Origin of the sequence: Streptosporangium sp. CA-115845, assembly GCF_050943795.1 — a bacterium.
GTDB lineage: Bacteria > Actinomycetota > Actinomycetes > Streptosporangiales > Streptosporangiaceae > Streptosporangium.
The window spans coordinates 2,200,147-2,219,058 of sequence record NZ_CP191988.1; the positions used below are offsets into that span (position 1 = coordinate 2,200,147).

Annotated in this window: 15 protein-coding genes; 5 read left to right on the plus strand and 10 right to left on the minus strand. The window is 71.7% G+C overall.

The features are described 5' to 3' along the window. Positions 1–31: 31 nt before the first annotated feature. The 3 genes from ACQP0P_RS12250 to ACQP0P_RS12260 are packed head-to-tail and all read right to left on the minus strand — an operon-like array spanning position 32 to position 2,896. Positions 32–373 carry a VOC family protein gene (locus ACQP0P_RS12250; protein WP_433375042.1) on the minus strand — a complete coding sequence of 114 codons (342 nt, stop codon included), beginning with the start codon at positions 371–373 and terminating at the stop codon, positions 32–34. Beyond that, positions 370–744, minus strand: coding sequence for a Zn-ribbon domain-containing OB-fold protein (locus ACQP0P_RS12255; protein WP_433375044.1), 375 nt, complete (start codon positions 742–744; stop codon positions 370–372). The genes ACQP0P_RS12250 and ACQP0P_RS12255 overlap by 4 nt, the downstream gene beginning before the upstream one ends. Before the next feature lie 31 nt (positions 745–775). Further along, positions 776–2,896, minus strand: coding sequence for a protein kinase domain-containing protein (locus ACQP0P_RS12260; protein ID WP_433375047.1), 2,121 nt, complete (start codon positions 2,894–2,896; stop codon positions 776–778). 175 nt (positions 2,897–3,071) lie between these two features. Between ACQP0P_RS12260 and ACQP0P_RS12265 the strand changes: the two genes are divergently transcribed. Beyond that, positions 3,072–3,692 (plus strand): isochorismatase family protein, encoded by a 621-nt coding sequence (locus ACQP0P_RS12265; protein WP_433375050.1) that lies wholly within the window; start codon positions 3,072–3,074, stop codon positions 3,690–3,692. Further along, positions 3,692–4,483, plus strand: coding sequence for an SDR family NAD(P)-dependent oxidoreductase (locus tag ACQP0P_RS12270; RefSeq protein ID WP_433381833.1), 792 nt, complete (start codon positions 3,692–3,694; stop codon positions 4,481–4,483). The genes ACQP0P_RS12265 and ACQP0P_RS12270 overlap by 1 nt, the downstream gene beginning before the upstream one ends. Before the next feature lie 119 nt (positions 4,484–4,602). On the opposite strand, the gene ACQP0P_RS12275 is transcribed toward ACQP0P_RS12270, so the two are convergent. Next, positions 4,603–5,961, minus strand: a complete 1,359-nt coding sequence (locus tag ACQP0P_RS12275; protein ID WP_433375053.1) for a serine hydrolase domain-containing protein — start codon at positions 5,959–5,961, stop codon at positions 4,603–4,605. 36 nt (positions 5,962–5,997) lie between these two features. On the opposite strand from ACQP0P_RS12275, the gene ACQP0P_RS12280 reads away from it, so the two are divergent. Both ACQP0P_RS12280 and ACQP0P_RS12285 read left to right on the plus strand, forming a co-directional pair. Beyond that, entirely contained in the window at positions 5,998–6,921 is a 924-nt protein-coding gene (locus tag ACQP0P_RS12280) for a cyclase family protein (protein ID WP_355554914.1), read from the plus strand. Between the two features lie 280 nt (positions 6,922–7,201). Next, positions 7,202–8,431: an ROK family transcriptional regulator gene (locus tag ACQP0P_RS12285; RefSeq protein WP_433375057.1), complete on the plus strand. Its 1,230-nt coding sequence runs from the start codon at positions 7,202–7,204 to the stop codon at positions 8,429–8,431. 273 nt (positions 8,432–8,704) lie between these two features. Here the strand turns inward: ACQP0P_RS12285 and ACQP0P_RS12290 are convergent, their stop codons facing one another. The 3 genes from ACQP0P_RS12290 to ACQP0P_RS12300 form a co-directional block, all read right to left on the minus strand. Further along, on the minus strand, positions 8,705–10,090 hold the full coding sequence (locus tag ACQP0P_RS12290) for a GH1 family beta-glucosidase (RefSeq protein ID WP_433375060.1): 1,386 nt from the start codon (positions 10,088–10,090) through the stop codon (positions 8,705–8,707). Between the two features lie 307 nt (positions 10,091–10,397). Next, the gene (locus ACQP0P_RS12295) at positions 10,398–11,888 is read right to left on the minus strand and encodes an AMP-binding protein (protein WP_433375063.1); all 1,491 of its coding nucleotides are present in this window, start codon (positions 11,886–11,888) and stop codon (positions 10,398–10,400) included. Between the two features lie 73 nt (positions 11,889–11,961). Beyond that, positions 11,962–13,020: an LLM class flavin-dependent oxidoreductase gene (locus ACQP0P_RS12300; protein WP_355554889.1), complete on the minus strand. Its 1,059-nt coding sequence runs from the start codon at positions 13,018–13,020 to the stop codon at positions 11,962–11,964. A gap of 317 nt (positions 13,021–13,337) precedes the next feature. On the opposite strand from ACQP0P_RS12300, the gene ACQP0P_RS12305 reads away from it, so the two are divergent. Then, positions 13,338–14,597 carry an alpha/beta fold hydrolase gene (locus tag ACQP0P_RS12305; RefSeq protein ID WP_433375066.1) on the plus strand — a complete coding sequence of 420 codons (1,260 nt, stop codon included), beginning with the start codon at positions 13,338–13,340 and terminating at the stop codon, positions 14,595–14,597. A gap of 59 nt (positions 14,598–14,656) precedes the next feature. On the opposite strand, the gene ACQP0P_RS12310 is transcribed toward ACQP0P_RS12305, so the two are convergent. The 3 genes from ACQP0P_RS12310 to ACQP0P_RS12320 all read right to left on the minus strand — a co-directional run bounded on the left by ACQP0P_RS12310 (position 14,657) and on the right by ACQP0P_RS12320 (position 18,746). After that, entirely contained in the window at positions 14,657–16,078 is a 1,422-nt protein-coding gene (locus ACQP0P_RS12310) for an ATP-binding protein (RefSeq protein WP_433375069.1), read from the minus strand. 34 nt (positions 16,079–16,112) lie between these two features. Beyond that, positions 16,113–17,777 carry an FAD-dependent oxidoreductase gene (locus tag ACQP0P_RS12315; protein WP_433375072.1) on the minus strand — a complete coding sequence of 555 codons (1,665 nt, stop codon included), beginning with the start codon at positions 17,775–17,777 and terminating at the stop codon, positions 16,113–16,115. 69 nt (positions 17,778–17,846) lie between these two features. After that, positions 17,847–18,746, minus strand: coding sequence for a TrmB family transcriptional regulator (locus tag ACQP0P_RS12320; RefSeq protein WP_433375075.1), 900 nt, complete (start codon positions 18,744–18,746; stop codon positions 17,847–17,849). Between the last annotated feature and the right edge of the window lie 166 nt (positions 18,747–18,912).

Sequence of the window (18,912 nt, forward strand, 5' to 3'; positions counted from 1 at the left end):
GTTCGGAGCGAGGGGTGATCGGTGCGGGCTTTCAGTGCGAGGAGTAGAGGACGAAGACGTTTCCTGACGGGTCGCGCAGTACGGCTCTGATCTCGTGCGGTCCGGTCTCCGGCTCCCGGACGAGCTCGGCCCCGGCCCCCGCCAGTTCCCTGGTGGCCCGCGCTACGTCGTCCACCTTGTACGAGGGCGCGGTGACCTCGCCCGCCACCCTCTCCTCGGCCGTGACCAGCGCGACCGTGGCGCCCCCGCCGTCCAGGGCGGCGAACCGGTCGCCGTCGCGGAACCTGACCGCCAGCCCGAGCGTCCCCGAGTAGAAGGCGATCGCCGTCTCCAGGTCGTCCACGGGGATCAGGACGTTGCCGAGCTTGCTCACGCGGGCCTCCACTGGGGTAGGTCGTCGACGAAGGTCACGCGCACCGGCATGCCGATCCGCACCAGATCCGGCGGGCACTCCACGACCTGCCCGAACGCCCGCACCCCTTCGGGAAGGTCGATCCAGGCCAGCACGTACGGCTCCCGCCCCCGGAACTCGGGCACGAACGAGCGGTGCACGACCGTGAAGGTGTGCACCGTGCCGTCGCCGGAGACGGGTTCGTAGGGGAGGTCGGTGCCGCCGCAGCCGGGGCACTCGGGGGCGGGCAGGTGCACTCGCCGGGCGCAGCCGGCGCAGCGTTGGACGACCAACCCGCCGCGACGGCAGGCATCCCAGTAGGCGAGCGTGTCGCCGGTCATCGATCCGGTCATCGATCGCCAAGCTAGCGCACGCTTGGTTACCTCACAAGATGCCGTCCACGCCGGTTCGCCCGGGGCCGGGTTCGTCCACGGTGGGCCGTTCGGAGTCCTGTGGTCTCTCCGAGGCCGGGTCCGGGGTCGGGCCGGCGGTGGGAGTGCAGGAGGGCAGATCGATCCGGACGGTCCGGGAGGGCATGTCGCCCGCGGGGACCGTACTGATCGTCACCAGCCGGGTGACGCGCTCCCCGCACCGGGGCAGCTCGGCGAACTCCCCCTTCACCTCCCGCGCGTACTCGGTGGCGCCGGACAGCTCCAGCTCCCGGGTGCCGCTGGTCACCGCGCCGTCGAGCCGCTGAGCGAACCCGAGCCGCACGGTCACCGGCGCGGTGCCCGAGGTCCTGACCAGGAAGCCGACGGCGGTGCCGTCGAAGGCGGTGATGGAGACCGAGGGCGGCGAGCACGGCTCGCCGTGGACCTCCTGGATGCGGACGGCGGTCCCGCCCGAGGAGCGGGGCGAGGTTTCGACCGTGACCCGGCGGTAGAGGGTCTGCCCGCAGGCCGGAACCGTGAAGGCGTGCGGGACGGTGTGCGAGTAGGCCGCGGACCCGTCGAGGACGGAGGTGCGCGGGGGCGCCTGGACGAGCCGGCCGCGCTCCGGTCCCTCGGCGAACGTGACGGTCACCGCGACGTCCGCCGCGGTGGAGGCGCGGAAGGCGACCGTGGTGCCGTTCGCGTCGATTCCCACGATCCGCAGACCGCTGACCGTGTGCGCGGGCTCCGGCGGCGTCACCGTCACGGTCGGCGCGGGTGTCGGGGTGCGCGTGGCGGTGGGCGTCGGCGGCCGCGGTGTGGGTGTCGGTGTGGGTGTGGGGGTGGCCTTCGGTGTGGGTGTGGGTGTGGGTGTGGGCTTCGGCCGGGAGGTGGAGGGGGTGGGGTCCACGGTCCGGCTCGGCATCGGCGAGGGGAACGTGACGGGGGCGGGAGCCGTGCTCTCCGCGGGGGGCACGGGCCGCCCGACGGCGGCGCTTCGCGAGGGGCTCGGCCCGACGGACGGCTCAGGCGGCTCCGGAACCCGGCTCCGTTCCGCCGGTGTCTCCTGGATGATCGCTGAGCCGGGCGGCGGGGTGAAGATCGTGTCGGCGGAGAGCCGGTCATGCGGCCGGTTGGCCGCGATCACACCGGCGGTCATCGCGACGGTGACCACCCCAAGCCCGGCCAGCGTCCTGGGGCCCAGCCGGGGACGGCGCACCCGCCCCATCCGGCCGAGCACGGTCTGGGCCACCGAGGAACTCGCCCTCGGCGCGGGCCTGGCCAGTGGGAACGCCAGTGCCAGCAGCGTGGCGAGCTCGGCCAGGTGCCGCCGTCCGCGCTGCTCCCACTCCGGCCCGTACGCCGACAGCGCCGCGGCCTCCAGCTCCTCCAGGAACGCCCGCGCGTCCCGCGGCCGGTCGTTCGGGTCCTTGGCCATGCCCCGCATGACCAGGGCGCGGACCGAGCCGGGCACCTCCGTCACCGGGATCGGCGCGGTCAGGTGCCCGTGCATCAGCGCCGCGCGGTGATCGGCCAGGTACGGCCTGCGCCCGGTGAGGCACTCGAAGAAGACGCAGGTGGCCGCGTAGACGTCGGTCGCGGCACTCGCCGCCGCTCCCTCCCACTGCTCGGGAGCCATGTAGGCGGGGGTGCCGGCGGTGATGCCGGTCTCCCCGACGTGGGCGGCGATGCCGAAGTCCGCCAGCTTGCTGCCGCCGTCGGCCTGGATCAGCACGTTCTCCGGCTTGTAGTCGCGGTGCACGACCCCGGCCGCGTGCGCGAAGGCCAGGCCGAGCAGCGAGCCCTTGAGCACGGTCAGCGCCGCCTCCGGGCTGGTGCTGCCGTGCTCGCTCAGGATCCGCCTGAGCGCGACCCCGTCGACCAGCTCCATCACGATCGCGGCTTCGAGCACGTCCTCGTAGTACTCGTACAGCTGGACCACGTTCGGGTCCTGCAACTCCACCATGACACGCGCCTCCGCACGGAAGCGCGCCAGGAAGCGGTGGTTGTCCTTGAGCGTCGCGTTGAGGTATTTGATAGCCACGTAGGCACCGGTGGCGGCGTACGTGGCCAGCACCACGCGCCCGCCCCCGCCGACGCCGAGTTCCCGAATCTCGCGGTATCCCGGAACCATCCAGCCCCCTTCCGAGTGCCGTCGACTTGTTCGACGGTCTCACCCATGGGGTTGGTTGTCACGGTTGGTCAACTTTTGCGAAGGGTAACGATCGAAATCGTGCTCGGCGGTCGATCCGCTCGCGTGTTAGGCTCCGATCGTTAACCAAGCAAGCGCTCGGGTTAGTGGAGGTCGGATGGCCGTCGATCTGGGCGCGCTCGCCGCGCCGGACCGCAGCGCGGTGCTGGTGATGGAGATGCAGCGCGGCGTCGCCGGAGATCTCGCGAAGTTCCCGGACCTGGTGGAGGTGTGCGCCCGGCGCGACGTGGTGGCCAACGCCGCCGCGGTGCTGGCCGCGGCCCGCGCGGCCGGGGTGCCGGTGATCCACTGCACCGCGGCCTTCCGTGCCGACCGCGCCGGGTCGCACACCGCGAACAGCCCCTTCATCGCGGCCCTGCTCAAGGACCCCGCGCACATGCTGGAGGGCAGCGGCGCGGTCGAGGTGCTGCCCGGCCTGCGCGACCCCGGCGACCTGGAGTCGCGCCGCCACCACGGGTTCTCGCCCTTCACCGGGACGTCGCTGGACATGACCCTGCGCTCGCTCGGCGTCTCGACGGTCGTCGCCGTGGGGCTCTCCCTCAACCTCGGCATTCCCGGGCTCGCCCTGGAGGCGGTCAACCTCGGCTACCGGGTGGCGGTGGTGACCGACGCCGTGGCGGGAGTCCCCGACGACTACGCGCAGGCGGTGCTGAGGCACACCGTGAGCCTGCTCGCCGCACGGGTGCGGGCCGCCGACATCGTGGAGGTCTGGAAGTGATCGACGGCCTGAGGCTGGACGGACGCACGGCGGTGGTGACCGGGGGAGCCGGGGCGATCGGCGCCGCGGTCTGCCGCGACCTCGCCGCGCTCGGGGCCGGGGTCGTCGTGGCCGACGTGGACGAGTCCGGCGCCGTGGCGATCGCCGACGAGCTGAACAGGGAGTCGATCGGCCTGGGTCCCGGGGCCGGGGTGCCGAGGGGGCCGCGGGCCCCGGCCACGGCCCTGCGGGTCGACCTGGCGGACCCGGCGTCCATCGAGGACTTCTGCGGGCGGGCCGGGCCGGTGGACATCCTGGTCAACAACGCCGGGGTGTCGATCGTCGAGCCGTTCGTCACCGGCGACCCCGAAGGCTGGGAGCTGATGTGGCGGGTCAACCTGCGCGCCCCGATGCTGCTCACCCGCCTTCTGCTGCCCGGGATGATCGAGCGCGGCTGGGGCCGCCTGGTCTTCGTCTCCTCGGACGGGGCACGGGCCGGCTCCGGCGGCGAGGGCGCGTACGCCGCGACCAAGGCGGGACTGTTCGGCCTGGCCAAGACGCTGGCCAGGGAGGCGGCCCGGGGGAACGTCACCTCCAACGTGGTCTGCCCGGGGCCCACCGACACCCCGATGCTCCGCCGGGTGGACGCGGAGAAGCCCGGACTGGTCGACAGGATCGCCAGGGGCATCCCGCTGCGCCGCCTCGGCGCCCCCGAGGACGTCGCCGGGATGGTCGCCTACCTCTGCACCGACAGGGCCGCCTACGTCACGGGGCAGACCCTGTCGGTCAGCGGCGGCGTCACGATGCATTGACACCTCGGACGAGTGGCCGACGACGGCGCCTGGGAACCGGTGCCGCCGGTCGGCGGGGGCTGTCGACCCGCTCCTCCCCGGTGTCCTTCCCGGGTTCTCCGGAGGCGTCCCCGCGGGGTTCAGCGCGTGGGGCGCCCCTGGGGGAGCGACTCGTAGACGGCCTCGGTCAGGCGGTAGGCGCGGAGGCTGCCGGAGACGGCGCCCGCCATCCTGTTCATCGTGTACGCCATGCCCAGGCCGTGCTCGGCGTCGCCGAGGCCCAGCGACCCGCCGAGACCGGTGTGGCCGAAAGCGGTCTCCGCGCCGCCGGCGGGGGTGAGGAAGGTCATCGCCGGACGCATGTAGCCCAGCCCGAAGGAGCTGTCGATGAACATCACCCTGTCCGGGCCGTGCACCCTCCTGCGCGTCGCGTCGCGCAGGGTCTCCGGGCCCACGATCCGCCCGGCCACCAGGTCGCGGTAGAACCCGGCCAGTCCCCGGGCGCTGGTGACGGCGCCCATCGCGGGCCAGCCGGCCCGCAGGACGACCGGATTGTTGGCACCGCCGGGCAGCCGGTGGATCGGCGGGTTGCCCAGCGCCCGGTTCATCAGGCTGTTCCTGTCGAGCGAGGCCCTGGCCATCTCGTAGACCGGGTCCCCGGGTCCGCCTCCCGGCAACTCCGCCACCGTGGAGACCGTCGCGGGGCCGCCTGCCGTGCCGTTACCGGCCCGCCCGTCCTCCGCGGCCCGCGCGGTGCCGGTGATCTGTCCGGCCTGGTCCGCCGCGCCCGCCGGCGCGGATTCGGCGGGTGCCGGGGCGGAGGGCCTCGCGCGCTCCCGGGCGGACAGCCGGGCCGCCCGCTCGATCGCGTCGTCGCCGGCGCCGACCTGGAGCTCCAGATCGAGTGGCCCGGAGATCTCCGCGGCCACCAGTTCGCCCACGGAGCCGCCCGACACCCTGCGGACCACCTCGCCGACCAGGAACCCGTACGTCAGCGCGTGGTAGCCGTGCGCGGTGCCCGGCTCCCAGATCGGCGCCTGGCCGGCCAGCCGGTCCGCGATGGCGGCCTGGTCGCCGAACTCCTCCACCGGGACCTGCTCCTCGATCACGGGCAGCCCCGCCTGGTGGGTGAGCAGGTGCTCGACGGTGACGCGCTCCTTGCCGTGCCGCGCGAACTCCGGCCAGACGTCCGCGACCGGGGCGGCGATGTCGAGCAGGCCGCGCTCGGCCAGCAGCAGCGCGACCGTCGCGGTCACCGCCTTGGTGCACGAGTACGCCAGCACGGGGGTGTCACGCTCCCAGGGCCGCCCGCTGTGGCGGTCGGCGACCCCGCCCCACAGATCCACGACGGGTTCGCCGTCCAGGAAGACCGCGAACGCCGCGCCCAGTTCCTCGCCGCCGGTGAAGTGCGCTTCGAACACCTCCCGCACCCGGGAGAACCGGGGGTCGCAGTGCCCGTACGTGTCCGTCCGACCCTCGATCACACCGTCCGCAGTCATCGTCCGTCCCCGCATCCTTAGAAAGTGAGCACTTGCTTGGTAGCCGAGCCTAACAACTGGGGCCGCTTCGGCCCAGGAGACCAGCGTGGCACCCTCAACCTGCTGACCCCCGGCACGGTCCTGGCCGCCCTCGCCTCCGCCGTCACCGGCCAGGTGATCAGCCTGGCCATGCCCATCAGGGGTGCCACCTCCTCGCCCGCCCCCACGACGGTTCCGCACCTGCGGGGCCGCCCGCTGCCGCAGCACTTCATGTCCGTGGACGGCGGCGACTACGCGGCCGGCACCCGCCCGATCGGGGCCGGGCTGCGGATGGCCGACGACGCCCTGATGGTCACCCACCACGGCACCACGACTCATATGGACGCGCTCTGCCACATGTGGGCGGGGGAGGAGCTCTACAACGGGCACCCCGCCGCCAGGGTCAGGTCCTACGGGGCCACCCGCTGCGGCATCGAGACCGCGGGCGGCGTCGTCGCCCGGGGGGTGCTCTTCGACGTCCCCCGCCATCTCGGCCTTGACCACCTGCCGGTGGACTTCCGCGTCTCCGGCGACCTGCTGGCGGAGATCCACGACGATGTGCGCCCCGGCGACGTGGCGGTGGTCCGCACCGGCTGGCCCCTGGTCTGGGAGGGCTCGCCGCAGGACTACTGGGCGGGCCAGCCGGGCCTGTCCGCGGACGGCGGCAGGTGGCTCGCCGCCCGCGACGTCGCCGTGGTCGCCTCGGACAACGCCGCCATCGGGGGTCTCAACGCCCGCCAGCTCGCCGACGAGGACTTGACGGACGATCTGCACCTGATCCTGCTCTGGCGGCACGGCATCCACCTGGCCGAGATGCTCTCGCTGGAGGAACTGGGCGCGGCCTGCGCCGGTCGCGGCGGCGGGGACTTCGTCTTCGTCGCGGCCCCGCTGAGGATCGAGGGGGGCACGGGAAGCCCGATCAACCCGCTGGCGATCCTCTGAGAAGGCCGTTTCCCGGGCACCGGGCGTGTTCTGTACCGATGGATCCGCCCGGTCCGCCCGGTCCGCCCGGGAGCGCACCGGGCGGATCGGCGCCTTCGAGACCGTTCCGAGGGTCCGTGCCGGACATGGCGATTCCCCGCCCGACCTGGGAAACTCTCCTCGCACCCGACGCGGGTGCGACGCGCCTCGCCGGGCAGGAGTGTGCTCGATGAGCATTGGCCGCGAGTGACTAGAGTAGTAGTTGTACTAACATTTGAAATTACTTCCCCGGGGGAGAAGCATGAGCCGTCCACAGCGGGGGACCCTCCGTGATGTGCGGAAGGGCAACCGGTCCGTGGTCCTGTGGACGTTGTATTTCGCCAACGAGCTGAGCAGGCACGACCTGGCCCAGACGACCGGTCTCAGCGCCGCGACGGTCAGCAACGTGATCGGCGACCTCATCGCGGACGGCATCGTGGTCGAGACCGGTTCCGTCGACTCCGACGGCGGGCGACCGCGGATCATGCTCAGGGTCGACCCCTCGTACGGATACGTGGTCGGGGTGGGGGTCGGGGAGACCCGCGTCCGCGTCGAGCTGTACGACCTGGCGATGCAGGAGCGGGCGAGGAAGGAGTTCGCCCTCGACCCGAGCCACCACGAGCCCGCCGTGGTGGCCCGTCACATCCTCGACGGGCTGGAGGCGGTCCTGTCGGAGGCGGGGGCGGACGAGTCCGAGGTGCTCGGCATGGGGCTGGGCGTCCCGGGTGTCGCCGAGCAGGGGCCCGACCTGCTCATCCACGCCCGCGCGTTCGGCTGGGACGGCGTACCGCTGGGCGCGCTGCTGCGCGAGGGCACCTCGATCCCGGTCTTCGCCGACAACGGGGTCAAGACCACCGGCCAGGCCGAGCTCTGGTTCGGGGCGGGCAAGGGCGCCCAGCACCTGGTCATGACCTTCATCGGCACCGGCGCCGGGGCGAGCGTCATCAACGGCGGCGTCACCTACCGGGGAACGGCGAACGGCGCGGGGGAGTGGGGCCATACGAAGATCGTCCTCGACGGGCGCCCCTGCCGCTGCGGCGGCCAGGGCTGCCTGGAGGCGTACGTCGGCGCCGAGGCGATCCTCGCCGGCGCGGGCAGGGACCTGGGGGACGACGACGAGGAGAGCGTCTTCGCCGCGCTTCTCGCCGACCCGCTGGCCAGGCCCGCGTTCGAGGAGGCCGTCCGCTGTCTCGGGGCGGGGCTGGCCAACCTCATCAACCTGTTCAACCCCGAGCGTGTCATCCTCGGCGGCTGGGCCGGGTCCCTGCTCGGGCGGGAGTTCCTTGCCGAGATCCGTGCCGCCGCCGCCAGGTACGCCCTGCCCCTGCCCTTCTCGCAGGCGTCGATCGAGCTGGGCCGGCTCGGCCCCGAGGCGGTCGCCCTGGGCGCGGCCACCCTGGTCGTCGAGGACTTCCTGCTGCGCAGCCACGCGGTGCGCCCCGCGGGGCGGGACGAGACCCCGGCACGGGCGGCCGGGCCCGCGCACGGCTGACCGGTCTCCGGCGCCGAGCGCCGCGGCTTCGGATGCTCGCCGACGTCCACCACGCGGTTCGCCGCACCGGAGACCGTCATGCCGGTCGCCTGGACCCGCCGGGTACGAACTCACCCGGCGCGGCCTGATCCGGCGCGGCCTGATCCGGCGCGGCCTGATCCGGCGCGGCCTGATCCGGCGCGGCCTGATCCGGCGCGGCCTGATCCGGCGCGGCCTGATCCGGCGCGGCCTGATCCGGCGCGGCCTGATCCGGGCCGGCCGGGGAGCGTCGACTCAGATCCCGTTCCTGCCGATGACGCCGCTGTACCACAGGGCGCTGTCCTTGGGGATGCGCCGTTGGGTGTCGTAGTCGACGTGGACCAGCCCGAACCGCTTCTCGTAGCCGTACGCCCACTCGAAGTTGTCCATCAGCGACCAGGCCAGGTAACCGCGCAGGTCGGCTCCCTCACCGATCGCCTGGTGGGCGGCGAGCAGATGGGTGCGCAGGTAGTCGACGCGCTCGGCGTCGGCCACCCGGCCGTCCTCGGCGGAGTCGTGGTAGGCCGCCCCGTTCTCGGTGATCATCAGCGGGGTGGCGGGATAGTCCCGCGCCAGCCGCACGAGGAGCCTGCGCAGGCCGTCGGCCTCGACGGGCCAGCCCATGGCGGTCACCGGCAGGTCGGGGTCGAGGTGTTCGACGCCCTCGGTGCCGGGGAAGCGGTTCGAGGAGGGCGTGCCCACCTTCGCCGCGACGAGGGTCGGCGCGTAGTAGTTGACTCCCAGCAGGTCGATCGGGGCACCGATCAGCTCCTCGTCGCCGTCGGCGATGTGCTCCAGGGTGGTGAAGCGGGCCATGTGCTCCAGCATGTCGGCGGGGTAGCGGCCGTTGAGGATCGGGTCGAGGAAGATCCGGTTGTGCAGGCCGTCGACGAGCCCGGCCGCCGCGACGTCGTGCCGGTCCTGCGGGTCGCGGGGGGACACCGGGGTGAGGTTGACCGTGATCGAGACCTCTCGGGCTCCCGCCGCGCGCAGGGCGCGGGCTGCCAGGCCGTGGCCGAGCAGCAGGTGGTGCGCCGCGCGGAAGGCCGCGTCCGGCTCGGTCCTGCCGGGCGCCTGATCGCCGGTGGCGTACCCGAGGAAGGCCGAGCACCACGGCTCGTTGAGCGTGGTCCAGGTCCTGATCCGGTCTCCGAGCCGGTCGTACACCGCTCCGGCGTACTCGGCGAAGTGCTGGGCGGTCTCCCGCACGGTCCAGCCGCCCCGGTCCTCCAGGCACTGCGGCAGGTCCCAGTGGTACAGGGTGGTCATGGGCTCGATGCCGGCGGCCAGCAGGGTGTCTGTCAGCCGGTCGTAGAAGTCGAGCCCGAGGGGGTTCACCGGTCCGGTGCCGTCGGGCCTGATCCGGGGCCAGGAGACGGAGAAGCGGTAGGTGTCGATGCCGAGGTCCCGCATGAGGGCCACGTCGTCGGCGTAGCGGTGGTAGTGGTCGCAGGCGATGTCGCCGGTCTGCCCGAGGTGCACCCGGCCGGGGGTCCTGGCGAAGGTGTCCCAGATGGAGGGGGTGCGTCCGTCCTCCGCGGCGGCGCCCTCGATCTGGTAGGCCGCGGTGGCGACCCCCCAGCGGAAACCGGGGGGGAACAGGGCCAGGCCGGTGCCGGTCCGGTCGTCGGTCTGGGTCATCCCTTGATCGCTCCTTGCGTGGTTACGCGGATGGGTCGCCTGCCGGGCGGCGCCAGGCCGACGATCGGCGGCAGGGGCGCCGTTCCACCCTCCCGCGCTCTGTGGGCGCCCGAGGGGAGTGGTGGCTGCTCAACTTTGAGGCTTAATTCATAATGAAATTTAAGGGGAAAAACTCCGTCTGCGTCAAGGTGGAGTTACCGAGTCGTGCCCAGGCCGTGGACGATTCCGATCGTGCCGGAACGGCCGACGAGAGCCGGCTCCCGGGAGCCGGCTCTCGTCGCGGACCGTGCGGGACCGGGATGGACCGTCAGGTGCCGGGGTAGCCGCCTCCGCCGTGGGCGGCGTCGAGGGCGTCGTAGTCGGGGGTGAAGCCCTTCTTGGGAATGGCCGCCACGAAGTCCACGTGCCGTGGCCTCTTGTATGAGGCGAGGCCGCCCCGCACATGCTCGACGATCTCCTCGGCGGAGGCCGTGGCCCCGTCCCCGAGGACCACGACGGCCTTCACCGCCTGCCGCCACCGCTCGTCGGGGACGCCGATGACCGCGGCGTCGGCGACGGCGGGATGGGTCTTCAACACCCGCTCGACCTCGGCCGGGTAGATGTTCTCGTTGCCGGACTTGATCATGCGGAGCCGGGGGCCGATGAAGGTGATCGTGCCGTCGGCCTCGCGGCGGCCGAGGTCGCCGGTGTGGTGCCAGCCCCCGCGGGTCTTCGCCTCGTTGAGCTCAGGTCTGTTGAAATATCCAGAAAAAAGGGACTTGCCGCGGGCGCAGATCTCGCCCACCTCTCCCGCGGGCACCTCGTCGCCGTCAGGGGCGAGGATGCGCACCTGTACCAGCGGTGACGGCCGTCCGGCGAACCCCGCGGCACCCGGGGCGAGCCCCAGGAAGGTCAGCATCCCGGCCACCTCCGTCTGCCCGTAGCCGCCCATCCCCGATCGGCACCAGGGGGAGTCGTCCACGCTCGTCATGGCGTCCCACTCGGCCGAGTGGGAGACGAAGCGGAGCGACGTCAGGTCGTACTTGCCGCCCTCGTTGGCCGTCACCACCGCGTCGATCATCTGCCCGAACAGGAACGCCTGGGTGACCTTCTCCGCGTCGACGAGGCGGCAGACCTCCTCGGGTTCGAAAGCCGGCGTGAACACGTTCGTCCCGCCGATCTGCAGCGTGGCCAGGCAGAACATCATCGTGCCCACGTGGAACAGCGGGCCGCTGTTCAGGAAGGTGAAGCCCGGCTCCATCTGCCGCACCACCAGCAGCGAGGCGCTGTGCGCGACCAGGGCGGCGCTGCTCAGCAGCGCCGCGTTGGGACGGCCGTCGAAGGCGGCGGTGTAGAGCGCGAGCACCGGCGCCGTGTCCTCGGAAGGCAGGTCGGGTACGGCTCCGGCGGATCCGTCCGCCAGGAACGCCTCATACTCCGCTCCCGCGCGGACCCAGCCATCACCGCTGAGCGGGGCGGCGACCTCCGACTCCTCCCAGACGACGACCCTGGGGGCGAGGTCCGAAAGGACGAAGGAGAGCTCTTCGGCCGACTGCCGCCAGTTGGCCGGGCAGAGGATCGCGCCGAGCCTGGACGAGGCGAGCAGCAGTTCGAGCACCGCGTGGTCGTTTCTGCCCAGCCAGAGCACCCGCTCCCCGGCCGTCACGCCCCGCGCGGCCAGCGCGCCCGCCAGGCGGGTGACCCGCGCGTCCAGTTCGGGGTAGGTGAGCCGCAACTCGCCGTCCACCACCGCGGTCACCCCGGGGCGGCTGCGGGCGTGTTCGGCGAGGACGTCGGACAGGGTCAACTGGTGGATCATCGCGCCTCCTGGTGGGGGTGGCGTACGGCCCGCGACCTCCCGCCTCGGCCGGTGCGAGCCGTACGGGGACGGATCATTCGAAAGCCGGCATGACCTCGGCGGCGAAGAACCGCATGACCTTCCTCATCTCCGCCAGCGGCATCGGCCTGGTGCTGCCGAAGTCGCAGAGCAGGTTGGCGAATCCGGCGTCCCGCAGCAGCCGGATCTGGCCGATCACCCGCTCGGGGTCGCCGATGACCTCCAGCTGCTCCCAGCGGAAGTCATTGGAGACCGAGCCGCCCTTGAGGTAGCGGTCCTGGTAGTACTCGAAGCCCTGTGCGGCCTTGCCGGTCCTGGGGTCGATCGGGGCGCTCTTCTCGTTGAAGATCCGGCTCCGGTCGAACCCCGCCTCGAACCTGGCCTGGTCCTCGCGGGCCGCCTCCGCCGTGGCGGCGACGTAGACGCTGCGCGCGACCACCAGCTCGTGTCCGGTCACGTCGTGCCCGGCCAGTTCCGCGGTCGTCCGCCAGGTCTCCGCCGCCTTGACCACCTTGCGGAACGGTGCCGCCGGGTCGGCCAGGATGGGCAGGCCGCGCTCGGCGTACATGGTCACGGTCTCCGGGGACACGGCGGCCACATGGATCGGCGGGAACGGGGTCTGGAGCGGCCGGGGTACGAGTTCGACCTCGGTGCCGGTCCGGTAGAACTTGCCCTCGTGCCGGAAGGTGGGGCTGCCCCAGAGGCCGAGGATGACCTCCAGCGCCTCGTTGAACCGGTCGCGGGCCTCGGCCAGGTCGATGCCGAAGCCCTCGAACTCGAAGCTCTGGTAGCCGCGCCCGATGCCCAGCTCCAGCCGCCCGCCGGAGAGCACGTCCACCATGGCCGCCTCCTCGGCGACGTGGATCGGGTTGTGCAGCGGCAGCACCACGATGCCGGTGCCCAGCCGGAGCCGCTCGGTGCGCGCGGCCATGGCGGCCAGCATGGTGAACAGGTTCGGGACCACTCCGTAGTCGCGGAAGTGGTGCTCGGCCAGCCGCACGCCGTGGAAACCCAGCTCCTCGGCCAGCTCGACCAGTTCGAGATGGTAGTCGTAGACATCCTTGAAGCTCTGGCCGTCGAACCGGTGGAAGAGGTGGAAGGTCGAGAACTTCATCGGCTTGTCCCCTGGCGGTCGTCTCCGTCTGTCCCGTTCCGCGGTCTCGGTTGCGGCGGGCCGCACGAAACCAAGCGCTCGCTTGGGAAGCGTACCAGTTCTCTGCCTCCGGGGAAGTCCCGCATGCGGGCGGAAGCGTCTCCCGTAAGAGTTAACAGTTTTTGTATGGCATTACGCGTGCATACTGAGAGCCCCGCTGCTGTCGTCAGTCGCGCCTTACCTCGAAGCTTCCGGACGGAATGTATCGATGTCCCAGGAGGGGCGCCGTTCCCCAGGAGGGACGAGGATCATGGCGCGAGGTCGGGTAGTTTTCCGGGGTGACTGTCCTTCTGCCCGGTGTGGCGCTCACCGACCACGTGTTCACCGTTCCCCTCGACCACGCCGACCCCGGCGGCGAGACGATCGAGGTCTTCGCCCGGGAGGCGGTCGACCCGGCCACGCAGCGGGAGGACCTGCCGTGGCTGCTCTTCCTGCAGGGGGGTCCCGGTGGCAAGTCGCCGCGCCCGACCGCCGCGGAGGGGTGGCTGGGGCAGGCGCTGAAAACCCATCGCGTCCTCCTGCTCGACCAGCGGGGGACCGGTCGCAGCACTCCCGTCACCGCGAAGACGGTGCGCGGCACGGACGCCGAGCTCGCCGCCCGCCTCGGGCACTTCCGGGCCGACTCGATCGTGGCCGACGCCGAGCTGATCCGGCGCGAGCTCACCGGCGACCGGCCGTGGGAGACCCTCGGCCAGAGCTACGGCGGCTTCATCACGCTGACCTACCTCTCGCTGGCCCCCGAGGGCCTGGCGACCTGCTACGTGACCGGTGGCCTGGCCGGGCTCGACGCCACCGCCGACGACGTCTACTCCCGCACCTACCCGCGGGTCCTGGACAAGGTGCGCCGCTACTTCGCCCGTTACCCGCAGGACTCGGACCGCCTGGACGCGATAGCCGCCCACCTGCGCCTGCACGAGGTCTCGCTCCCCGACGGTGACGTGCTGACCGTACGCCGCCTGCAGACCCTCGGCATGTGCCTGGGGATGAGCGACGGCGCCGAATACCTGCACTGGTTGCTGGAGGAGGCATGGACCGGTGACAGGCTCTCCGACCTCTTCCGGTACGAGGTCATGATGGCCACCGGTTTCGTCGGCAACCCGCTCTACGCGGTGCTGCACGAGTCGATCTACGCCCAGGGCGCCGCCACGGACTGGGCCGCGCACCGGCTGCTACCCGAGGAGTTCCGCGAGGACGCGGGACAGACGCTCCCCACCGGAGAGATGATCTACCCCTGGATGTTCGACGAGATCGCCGCGCTCCGCCCCTTCAGGGGCGCCGCCGAGATCCTCGCCACCGTCTCCGGCTGGCCGGCCCTCTACGACCCGGCCCGGCTGGCCGCCAACCGGGTCCCGGTGGTCGCCGCCGTCTACTACGACGACATGTACGTCGACGAGGGCCTGTCCATGCGCACCGCGCGCGCGGTGGGCAACGTGCGGACCTGGGTGACCAACGAGTGGGAGCACGACGGCGTCCGGGTCTCCGGCGGCAAGGTCCTCGCCCGCCTGATGGACATCGCGGGCGGCGCCCACGGCTCCTGAACGTCTCGGGGCCTGCTGAGCCCGTGCCGTCCAAAGCGCCCGCTCCGGACGGCACGGGCTCAGGTGGGGGTGGACGCCTCGGTGACGGGGAGGCGTGCCTGGAAGCGGGTGTCGCCGGGCTTCGACTCCACGCGCAGGTCGCCGCCGTGGCGGCCGGCGACGATGCGGAAGGAGATGTCCAGGCCGAGCCCGGTGCCCTCGCCCACCGACTTCGTGGTGAAGAACGGCTCGAAGATCCGCTCGCGCAGGGCCTCGGGGACGCCGGGGCCGGTGTCGCAGATCTCGATCAGCGCGATCGTGTCGTGTTCGAGGCGGGTGCGGACGGTCAGGACGCCGCTGCCGGCCATCGCGTCCAGCGCGTTGTGGATCAGGTTGGTCCACACCTGGTTGAGTTCTCCCGCGTAGGCGGGGATGGGCGGCAGCCCGGGGTCGTAGTCGGTGGCGATGGTGATCCCCGGCGGGATCTTGCCGCGGAACATGGTGAGGGTGCTGTCGAGCAGCTCCCGCACGTCCACCGTCTGGTAGGGCGCCCGGTCCATCTGGGAGTACTGCTTGGCGGAGGCGATCAGCGAGGAGATCCGCTCGGTCGCGTCCGTCACCTCGTTCAGCATCTGGGAGATCTCGGTGGCCTCCGACAGCCAGTGCATCGCCGCGTCCAGGTGCCGGTCGCCGATCGTCTCGCGGACGGCGTCAAGCTTGCCGGCCTCGAACCCGGCCGCCACCAGCGCCGGCGCGATCTCCCAGGAGTCCGAGACCCCGGCCTCCTCCAGGGCCTCGGACAGCTCGTCCTCGGCGTCGGAGGTCTCCAGCGGCGAGCGGGGCGGCGCCTTCGAGGCGCTGTCGGCGCACGCCTCCTGCAGGTCGACCAGTTCGCGCAGCCGCTCGGGCTCGATGCCCTCCTCCGCCAGCGCGGCCAGCCGCCTGCGCGAGCTCCGTACCTTCACCCGCAGGTCGTCCACGGCCCGTACCGCCGCCGCGGCCGGGTTGTTGAGCTCGTGGGTGAGCCCGGCGGTGATCGTGCCGAGCGCGGTCAGCCGCTGCCGCCGGTCGATGAGCTCCCGCTGTGCCATCCCGCCGATGCGAGCTCCGTCCAGCAGGTGCACCGCCATCGGGAACCACTCGGCCATGATCTTGCCGTACTTCCTGGCCGGGAGCATGAACATGCGGGTCGGCTTGGTCGCGCGCAGCGAGTGGCTGTAGGTCTCCGGGGCGCGGTCGCCCAGGTAGGCCAGGACCGCCCCGCCGTAGACGCCGGGCTGCGAGGTCGGGGTCATCGTGACCGGTCCGGCGGGGGTCTCGGTGATCATCACCACCTCGCCGTCGATGAGCACGGCGAAGCAGTCGGCCGGATCACCCTGCTTGATGATCGGCTCGCCCGCCTCGTACTCCTCCTCGGTCCCGTATTCGGCGAGCCAGCGGAGCTTGTCCTCGTCGAGCCGCTCGAAGAGGAACAGCCCGCGGAGCACATCCGTGTCGATCATGTGACCTCCTTGCCGAGCACGGAGCGGGACCTGGTCACGCCTTCTCCAGGTAGCGGTGGACGAGGGCCACGGCCATCGCGCCCTCGCCGACCGCGGAGGCGACCCGCTTGATCGAGTCGGCCCGGACGTCACCGGCGGCGAACACCCCGGGAACGTTCGTCTCCAGGTGGTACGGCTCCCGCCGGAGCGGCCAGTTGCGCGGCCGGTTCTCGTCGGCGGTCAGATCGGGGCCGGTCAGGACGAAGCCCCTGGCGTCGCGTTCGACGGTCTCGCCGAGCCAGTCGGTGAACGGCTCGGCGCCGATGAAGACGAACAGCCACTCGGCCCCGACCGTGCGCTCGCCGTCCGGGCCCTTCAGCGTGATCCGCTCCAGGTGCCCCTCGCCCTCGGCGCCGACCACCTCGGTCTCGGTGAGCACCTCGATGTTCGGGATCTGCGAGATCTGCTCGATCAGGTAGTGCGACATGGTCCGCTCCAGCCCGTCACCCCTGACGACCAGGTAGACCCTGCTGGCGTACCCCGACAGGTAGACCGCGCCCTGACCCGCCGAGTTGGCGGCGCCGACGATGTAGACCTCGCGGTTGCCGCACTCGGGCGCCTCGGTCATGGCCGCGCCGTAGTAGCAGCCGGAGCCGATGAACTCGTCGAGGCCGGGGGCGTTCAGCCGCCGGTAGGAGACGCCGGTGGCCAGGATGACGGTGTGCGCCGCGATCGTGCCGCCGTCGGCGAAGCCGACCACCCGGGCCTGGCCCCTGACCTCAAGGCTGGTGACCGTGCGGGCGGTGAGCAGCTCGGCGCCGAATTTCAAGGCCTGGCGCCTGGCCCGATCGGCGAGTTGCGCGCCGGAGACGCCGTCGGGAAAGCCCAGGTAGTTCTCGATCCTGGAGCTCTGGCCCGCCTGCCCGCCCGAGGCGTGCTGCTCGACCATCACCGTGCGCAGTCCCTCGGAGGCACCGTAGACCGCGGCGCCCAGCCCGCCGGGGCCGCCCCCGATCACGATCAGGTCGTAGAAGTCGGTGGCCGGGGCGGTGGACAGCCCGACGGCCTGGGCCAGCTCGGACAGGCTCGGCGCGGTGAGCTTCGCACCGTCGCCGGTGACGACCAGCGGCACCCTGGCCGGACCCGTACCGCCCTTCTCCCCGGCCGCCGCGAGCAGCTCGGCGCCCTCGGGGGAGTCGTCCAGCATCCAGCGGTAGGGCACCTGGTTGCGCGACAGGAAGTCCCTGACCTCGTACGAGGGAGCCGACCAGCGCGCGCCCACCACCCGCAGCTCGTCGGACTCGCGCCGGTCGGTGCGCTGCCAGGCGTCGAGCTGGGCGTCCAGCACCGGGTAGAACTTCTCCTCCGGCGGGTCCCACGGTTTGAGCAGGTAGTGGTCGAGGTCGACCACGTTGATCGCCTGGATCGCGGCCTCGGTGTCGGCGTAGGCGGTCAGCAGCACGCGGCGGGCGTACGGATACAGGTCCATGGCCTGTTCCAGGAACTCCACGCCGTTCATCTGGGGCATTCGGTAGTCGGCGAGAATCGCCGCGACGTCGTCGCCGCGGAGCCGAAGTTCGCGGACGCTCTCGATGCCCTGGACAGCGGTTTCGGCCCGGACGATCCGGTAGGAATGGCCATAGCGGCGCCGCAGGTCGCGCGCGACGGAGCGGGATACACCCGGATCGTCGTCGACGGTCATGATGACCGGTTTGTCCATGCGCTGTCTTCCCTCAAGATAGAGGCCCTCGATATGGGGACAACCTCTCCGAAGGATGCCACATTCGTGTTAAAGCAATCGGCCATCGGGAGCGCCGGGACGGTGGCCGGGCATCCCGGCGGCGCGTAGCAGGGCGGTCGCGCAGTCGTGGCCGGTGAGGAATCGCCTGAGTTCGGGGTCGCCGGCACAGAGTTCGCCCATGTTCTCGTGGCCGATCCGGTCGGCGATGATCTGCAGGGCGATGTCCTGCCTGACGTACTGGACGGCCATCGCGACGACGGCCGGGTCCTCGGTGTAGACGCCCCACGCGATGCCGCCGGAGAAGCCGCCGACCAGGGTCTCCCGCCGGTCGCCCGTGACGACCAGCAGCCGGTGGTCCGGGCCTGCCCGTCCCTCCTGCTCCTCCGTGGTCGCGCGCGGGGAGGGGAAGCGGTGCTCGTAGAAGTCGCCGACCGGCTTCCGCGCCGATCCGAAGTGCACCACCGAGGTTTCGACCCCGCGCTCGACGGCCCGCCCGACCAGTGGGGAGAGCCGCTCCATCTCCTCGGGCCAGATCGACAGGAACAGGTCGGTGTGCGCCTCGGCCACCACGTCCTCGGCCCGCGCGAGCAGTGCCTCCGCGTCCTTGAGGCTGTGGATCAGATATGCCCTGGGGGACGCCACGATCACGGGCAGCGAGACCTCCAGCGACTCGATCGAGTCGTCGAACTCCCGGCGCATGCGTTCCAGCAGGGAGCGCGGTGGCAGCGGCAGGTAGTCGACGGCGTCGTCGGCGCCACGCAACTCGTAGGCCGCGCTCTTGGCCACCAGCTTGCCCAGGGTCGCGTAGACCATGCTGCGTGGCACGCCTGAGCGTTTGGCGACCTCATAGCCGTTGAGAGGCTGGCCGGCACCGACCAGGGTGACGTATGCCTTGGCCTCGTAGCCCGACATCCCCAAACGCTGTAATTGCTCCACTACATCCTGCATCGCAGTTATGGTACGGCGCAAGCTACCCCTTTAGCGCTGTCCTAAAGCAGCTGTTTCGTGGGATTTTCGTCACGCACCCGGGTTGGAGGCCGTCGCGTTTGGCGGGAGGGGACCTGCCGGGTTTACCCGGCCGATGAATCGCCTCCCCGTTTATGGTTCCTGTGTT